At 58.8% G+C, this 4,613-nt stretch carries 3 protein-coding genes and 1 pseudogene; all 4 read right to left on the reverse strand.

Going from position 1 to position 4,613, the window contains the following annotated elements:
- Nucleotides 1–1,792 (reverse strand): sialate O-acetylesterase (locus tag AC6FTP_RS25670; RefSeq protein ID WP_497209748.1); only part of this gene is annotated, 1,792 nt, incomplete at its 3' end.
- 5 nt (nt 1,793–1,797) lie between these two features.
- Nucleotides 1,798–2,172, reverse strand: a complete 375-nt coding sequence (locus tag AC6FTP_RS25675) for a hypothetical protein (RefSeq protein ID WP_497209749.1) — start codon at nt 2,170–2,172, stop codon at nt 1,798–1,800.
- Nucleotides 2,173–2,191: 19 nt separating this feature from the next.
- Entirely contained in the window at nt 2,192–4,306 is a 2,115-nt protein-coding gene (locus AC6FTP_RS25680; RefSeq protein WP_497209750.1) for a prolyl oligopeptidase family serine peptidase, read from the reverse strand.
- A 1-nt stretch (nt 4,307) separates the two neighbouring features.
- A pseudogene (locus AC6FTP_RS25685) lies at nt 4,308–4,613 on the reverse strand (DUF6288 domain-containing protein); the annotation flags it as partial.

Here is a 4,613-nt window from a genome sequence, read left to right on the forward strand (position 1 = left end):
ACCGATGTCCTGGATAGGTGCCGACGAGAGGCCAAGCCGCCGCATAGAGCGAGAAGCCACCATTGAACTCCTCCGGCACTTTTTCGGCCGGGGCGAAGAGATACCCAGCCATCTCGCCTTCAATGACATCCGTCGCTGGCACCACGGCCGATTTCGACATCGCAGGCGGCCCATGCACATAACTCTGCGCCAGCACCTCGCCGAGCTTCAACACGCCCGCGGTGTCGAGCACTAGCTTCTCGGGCTGCGGCGGCAAATCGAAGGCTTTGACGTGAATGAATGATTTATCAGCAGCCGCGATGGCCGCGAGATCGGCGGTGATGTCGAGTTGGTTGAGCCCTTTTTCATTTGGCGGCAGTTGCTGACTCACGAACCACTTCAGCGACGGCATCGCCAAGTCTTGGCGACTTTGTGCAACGGTCGATTGCAGCCACTTTGCGGCTTGTTTGCGATAGGGGCCAAAGGCCATGTCATTCTCGCCTGCATGATAAAAAATGCCTGCCAGCTCAACGGAGTGGCCTTGGTCCTTCAGCTCCTGCATCGCGCTGCGGACGAAAGCGATATACGCCGGATAAACATGCATGTCCTTGGCCGTCGTGCCCTCGGGCGTCCATTCATTCATCTGCGTGCCGCTGTGTGTGAATTTGGCGATGGCGATTTTGCCCTTCTCCGTGGTTCGCAGCGTCTTCGCGAAGCTCAACTCCGGCCCAAAGGTGTCGTAAGCTCCCGCAGGGCCGAGCGGTTCCCAACCTTTCGAGGTCTTGAAGCCGCCACCGAGGCTGTATTTGAAAGCAATGCTTGCGTCATCGCCCGCAGCAGCGCCGAGTTCTTGTTGGAAGGCACGCTCGCCCTCCATGTTGCGATGTCCGGCGAGGATGAAGAGTTTTACTGAGCTGCCTTTGGCATACGGCCAGGCTTTGAGCGGCCTGTCGCGACCGGTTTCGATGCCGAGCGTGCGCAGATACGCGTCCGCATGATTCACGCCGTGTTCGAGCTGCCCGAGCGTGCCGTAGTGATAGTGCAGGCCCGCCTCGCCGCCGATCTCCACCGCGTCGTGATTGGTGGGCACGTAGTCCACGAGCGGGTCCGCATCCGCGACGGCTTTTTGCGCCGTGCGGATGGCGAGCATGTTGTCGCGGTTGTCCATGCCCCAGATCGTCTTCGTGCAAAGCTCGCCGAGGTAAAAGCGCAGGCTCGGCAGCTTCAAATCGCGACGCCAGCACGCGATGAAGTTCTTCAAGTTCGCCGCGTAGGCCGGTTTGAAGGCCTTGTCGAACATGTCGTTCTCCCCCTGATGCCACACGAAGCCTTCGATGCGATACGCGATCTTCTTTCGACCCAGCTCCGCGAGTGACGCACGCACATGCTCAAGCGCCAGCGGGTAAAGCTTGAAGCCGTCCGGCTTGTCCGGATTCCAGTCCTTGCCGAGCGTCGTGCCACCCGAGGCCACCTTGATGACCGCGATGGGTGCCTCGATGCTCTGCGACACCTTTCTGGCAAAGCTCAGCTCCGGCCCGAAGTAATCACGCGTCGGCTGCATCGGAATCCAGCCCTGCGAAGTCTCCATGTTCTCACGCCCGAGCTTGTAGGAGAACAAAACTCCCTTCTGCGGCTGATCCAGCCCCGCAAACGGCGGGAAGCGATGGATGTCCTTCGCCCGCGAGTGCGTGCCCACCATGTTCGATTGGCCCGCGAAGATGAAGACACGCAGGGTTTGGGTGTCGGTATCAGCGCTGCGGACTGCCTGTGGGGCGAGCAGGAAGATTGCAGCTAGTGTGAGAAGGAGGCGCATGAGGCTCATTGAGTTTTATTGTTTCGAATGCGGTAGATGACCGTGGCGGCGAGTGAGATCATCAAGGGCAGACTTGGAAGCCATAGTGCCTTCCAGATGGGAGGAGATGCTTTGGTTCCGTCGCCTCCAACAGCAACGTAGTCGATCTTATAGACATAGGCGCAGAATCCCAAGGCAACGCTCCCGGCTAACAGCGTCAATGCCATAGCAGGGTAGAACCATGTCAGGCGAGTCCGACCAATCAAAGCAGTAACCAAGAGGACAAGAGAAACGACCGCTGCCGAAGTGAACGCTGCCAAGGTGATGTAATGCCATGAGTCTGGCAGTTCCTCTGACGCCGTCGCAGTGGCTAGGAGGAACATGGCGATGAGATGCTTCATGGATGTCGTGGCGCTGCGATCATTTTGAAGTCATTCCGAGCTGGTCGAAGAGGAACGCCAGCACGTCTGCCTTCTGCGCGATCTTCTCGGACAAGGCTGTGCCCATGCCGTGGCCGGATGCGGAGCTGATGCGAGCGAGCACGGGGTTCCCAGAGCTGGTGGCGGATTGCAGTGCTGCCGTCATGCGGCGGCTGTGCGCGGGGTTCACGCGGCCATCGGTTTCGCCAGCGAGGAAAAAGACCGCTGGATAGGGCGTGCCGTTTTTCACCTGATGAAAGGGCGAGTAGGCGTAGAGGGCGCGGAACTGTGCGGGGTCTTTCACGGTGCCAAACTCGGTGACGTTGAAGGCTCCGTTCGGATCAAGTTCGACGCGCAGCATGTCATAGAGTCCTACGTGTGCGACGACGGCACGCGCGAGCTGCGGATGCTGTGTGAGAAAGGCTCCCATGAGCAAACCACCGTTGCTGCCGCCTTCGACGGCGAGTTTGTCAGCGCGTGTGTAGCCACGCTGGATGAGGTGCTCAGCACAGGCGGCGAAGTCATCAAAGACGTTTTGCTTCTTCGTCAGATTGCCCGCGAGATGCCATTCCTCTCCGTATTCACCACCGCCGCGAATGTTGGCAACGACGTAGATGCCGCCGCGATCAAACCACAGGCGATGCTCAAAGTTAAACACCGGTCTCATGCAATGGCCGTAGCCGCCGTAGGCATAGAGCAGAGCTGGATTGCTGCCATCGAGCGGCGTGCCTTTGCGGCGGAGAATATTGATCGGCACCTTGGTTCCGTCTTTACTGATGGCGAACTCACGAACGGCCTCGATGTCGCCAAAATCCACGGGGGAAGTGTTGAAGAGCGCGGTCTTCTCCACGCTCGTTTTTGCAGGCTCGTAAAGCATCCATGCGGCAGGTGCGACGAAGCTGGTTTGGCGAAAAAGAAGGCGCTCATCCATGACGAGCAGCCCGCCGATTCCTGACGCGACGGGCATGGGAACGATGCTCTCATGGCTGCCATCCAGATCCAATTGCCGAATGCGTGAAGGCCCACCGATCATGTCGGCAATGAAAAGATATTTGGCCGTGAGAAGGAAGCCCTCGATCACCGCATCACTCTCCGGCACGATCACCTTTGTCTCGCTCAGCACGCCGGTGGTGGGCATCCGCAGCAGTTTGCCGCGTGGCGAGTCCTTTACGGAGCGCAGATACAGCGCGGCTCCATCATGGCTAAAGTCGATCTCCTTGATGCCATCCTCATGGCGTGTGATCTGACGCCAAGGCGAGTCTGCTTTGGTTTCGCGGAGGTGATGAGAGAACTCGCCGCCATCGCCATTCGCCACGCTGGCGAGCAACCAGCGGCCATCATCTGAGGTGTGCAGCTCGATCTCGGCGATGCGTGGAAAGTCTTTTCCGGCGGAGTATTCATCGCTGCTCGTTGGTGCGCCGAGTTGGTGAAAATAGATCTGCTGGTAGAAGTTCAGGTCTGCCTCAGGTCGCTCGCCTGCGTGCGGATAGCGCGTGTAGAAGATGCCTTTGCTATCTGGCGTCCATGCTGCACTGCCGCCGCCGGTCGGGTATTGCACGCGTTTGATTTGATCCGGCAGAGCTTCGCCCGTGTCCGTCCGGTAAAAGTGCAGCGTGCCATCCTCGCTGCCATGCTCCGAGAGGCACACGGCGATGAGTTTGCCATCTGGCGACGGCACGAACCAATCCATCGCGACTTGGCCTTTGGGTTCGATCTCATTCGGATCGAGCACAATCTTTTCCGACGCCAGATCATTCGGCGACGTGAGCGTAACGAGCAGGCGCTGCTGCTTCGGCGGCTGAAACTTCAGCGCAAAGAGAAGTCCGGGGCGTGCGACGAGGCCAGTATGTGAAGGCGTGTCTTTCGCATACAGCGCCTTCAACTTTGACTCGATCTCTGCCCGATCTCGCCGCGAGTCCAGCCAGGCTCGAGAGTATTGATTCTGTGCGACAGTCCACGCTTTCACCGCCGCTGAGTCCCCGTCTTCAAGCCAGCGATACTCATCCGCCACTTGCACGCCGTGGTATTCGTCCGAGACGGGTTTCTTTTCCGTCGATGGCACAGCAGCGGAGATGGACATGGCGATGGTGAGTAGAGGAAAGAGGGTGAGCTTCATGCTAGTGGAGCTTGATGAGCATTGGTGTGTCCGTGCTCGATTCGATAGCCTTGATGGTGTCGCGGACGGAGTTCGCTTTTTGCAGACCGAGGTTCTTGGGGAAGTCCGGCTCTTCCTTCTCGAAGTAATGAGCGATCTTCTCCAGTTCGGGAATGACGGCTTTCGCGTGCGAGCCGTATTCCAAAAGGATCTTCATGATTTCCGGCGTGCGCTTTTGGCTAGCCCACGGGTTTTGCTCGCGGGTGTATTTCACGCAGGCGGTCATGCCTTCTTCGATGTGATGCTGGGCCAGGACTCGCAGGCCCTC

Origin of the sequence: Prosthecobacter sp. (assembly GCF_044378005.1) — a bacterium.
Taxonomy (GTDB): Bacteria; Verrucomicrobiota; Verrucomicrobiia; order Verrucomicrobiales; family Verrucomicrobiaceae; genus Prosthecobacter.

Coding starts and splice junctions, on each gene's coding strand:
- AC6FTP_RS25675 (WP_497209749.1), bottom strand. CDS start 2,172: ATGAAGCATCTCATCGCCATGTTCCTCCTAGCCACTGCGACGGCGTCA.
- AC6FTP_RS25680 (WP_497209750.1), bottom strand. CDS start 4,306: ATGAAGCTCACCCTCTTTCCTCTACTCACCATCGCCATGTCCATCTCC.